This is a genomic window from Pseudomonadota bacterium (genome assembly GCA_030860485.1).
Taxonomy (GTDB): domain Bacteria; phylum Pseudomonadota; class Gammaproteobacteria; order JACCXJ01; family JACCXJ01; genus JACCXJ01.
The window spans coordinates 1-2440 of record JALZID010000088.1; the positions used below are offsets into that span (position 1 = coordinate 1).

Below are 2440 nucleotides of genomic sequence, written 5' to 3' on the forward strand. Positions count from 1 at the left end.
GCCTGCCTTGAGGGCCGTGGTGATCTGGTCCTGCTCGCGTTTGTTTTGAAACCGCGACAGCAACTCGATGCGTACCGGCCAGTCGGCGAAGCGGTCCTTGAAGTTCTCGAAGTGCTGCTGGGCCAATAGGGTGGTCGGCACCAGGATCGCGGCCTGTTTCCCGTCCATCGCCGCGACGAAGGCGGCGCGCATCGCGACCTCGGTCTTGCCGAAACCCACGTCCCCGCATACCAGCCGATCCGTCGGCTGCTCGGCCCTGAGATCGTCGAGCACCGCGGTGATGGCGGCGGCTTGATCGGGCGTTTCCTCGAAGGGAAAGCCCTGGGCGAAGCTCTGGTAGGCGTCCTCATCGATGCCGTAGGCATGCCCGGTGCGCGCGCTACGCTTCGCATAGACCGCGAGGAGCTCGGCCGCCACGTCTCTGATGCGTTGTGCCGCACGCGCCCGAGCCTTTTGCCACTGGCTGCTGCCGAGCTTGTGGAGCGGCGCGTGCTCGCCCTCGGCGCCGGTGTAGCGGGTGACCAGATGGAGCGCGAGGACGGGCACATAGAGCTTATCACCGTCGGCGTATTCGATGCCCAGGTATTCGCCCTGGGTGCCGCCGGCATCGAGTAAAAACAACCCGAGATAACGACCGACCCCATGGTGCTCGTGGACCACCGGCGCGCCCTGGGACAGCTCGCTGAGATCGCGGATTAGCCCCTCTGGATCGCGCGCGGCGCGGCTCCGGCGGCGTGCCTGGGGGGCGTGCTCGGGGAAGAGCTCGGACTCGCAGACGATCGCGATGCGCCGGTCCTCGATCTGGACGCCGCGCTGCAGAGGCGCCACCGTGAGGCCGATGCGCGCGTCGCCCCTGAGAAAGGCGGGGAAATCGGCGACCGGCGCGACGCCGATCGCGTGCTGCCGGAACAGCTCCGAGAGGGTCTCGCGCCGGCCCTTCGATTCGGCCACGAACAGCACCCGCCCTTCATAGGTCGCGAGAAAACGTTTCACGAGCCCGAGGGGATCCGCCGCATGCGCGTCGATAGGCAGCGCGGGGGGCGGTAGGGTGGCGAGCGCCGAAACGCCGTCCGTGCGCTCCGCGAGCGGGCCCTGGACCATGATCGAGGGATGGGCCTTGACGGCGGCGAAGACCTCGTTCGGCAAGAGGAACCCCTCGGCCGGTGTGCACAGCGGGCGCTCGCGGTCGTGGCGCAGGGATTCGTGGCGCTCGCGGACCTCGCCGTGGAAACGCAGGGCCGCCTCCTCGACCCCGGTATCCACGACGATCAAGGCGTCGGCGGGCAGATAATCGAACAACGTCGCCGTCACCTCGAAGAAGAGCGGGAGGTAATATTCGATTCCAGGCGGGGCCAGGCCTTGGCTCACGTCCCGGTACAACGGCGAGTCCTGGGGCGAGCCCTCGAAGCGCGCGCGCCAGTTGCCGCGGAAGCGTTCGATCGCCGTCGGCGTCAGAGGAAACTCACGCGCCGGGAGCACCCGGATCTCGGGGACGGTGCCGGTCGAGCGCTGGCTCTCGGGGTCGAAGGTGCGGACGCTGTCGATCTCGTCGTCGAGCCAGTCGATGCGGTACGGGGAGGGGCTGCCCATGGGGAACACATCCATGATGGAGCCGCGCAGGGCATAATCCCCGTGCTCGATCACCTGGGACACGGCCCGATAACCGCCGCGGATCAAGCGCTCGCAAAACGCGTCGCGATCCACCCGCTCGCCGGTGCGGAGCAGGAGCGTGTTCCCTTCGAGGAACGATCGGGGCGGCAGCCGCTGCATGAGGGTCGTCACCGAGGCGATCACGATGCCCCCCCGGAACTCCGGTAGGCGGTAGAGCGTCGCGAGGCGCTCGGAGACGATGTCCTGGTACGGCGAGAAGCGGTCGTAGGGAAGCGTCTCCCAGTCCGGGAAGGCGAGCGGTTCCACGCCGTCACCCCCGAAGAACCGCACCTCATCGGCGATGCGGCCCGACTCGGCGGCGTTCGCTACGATGACGAGGCAAGGCCCCCGATGGCGGCGCACGGCCGCGGCGATGGCGAGACCCTTCCCGGAGCCGTAGAGGCGCGCCCAGCGCCGCCGATCCCCGGACCGGCTCGGCACGGGCGGCTCGAAGGGGCTCTCCAGACGCTCGATGTCCAAAGGCTCTGTTTCCAATGGCCGAGCTTCCGAAGGAGGGTTGTCGGATTCCGTCATAGGCAGGGACCACGCGCGGCGAGGCGGCGCGGGGGATCATAAGCACGCGGCGGCTCCTGGCAAGGGGGTGTCGGGCGGGCTACAGCCCCGGCACTATCTGTGTGCACCGCCCCGTCGTTCACATCGATGATCTGGGTCGTTGTATAGCGTAAACGGTTGCCCGAAGCGGCAACCCAATGCTACTGTCAATGCCAGTAACTTTCAGTAAAACGCAACACCATCAAGGACGGTGGACGAAGCGGTTCAGCCGGCGCCA

The 2440-nt window shown here is 67.7% G+C and carries 1 protein-coding gene; it reads right to left on the bottom strand.

The window, feature by feature from the left end; all coding sequences use genetic code 11:
• Positions 1-2130, bottom strand: a 2130-nt coding sequence (locus M3461_05145) for a DEAD/DEAH box helicase (protein MDQ3773776.1), incomplete at its 3' end; no start/stop codon positions are given.
• Positions 2131-2440: the final 310 nt, after the last annotated feature.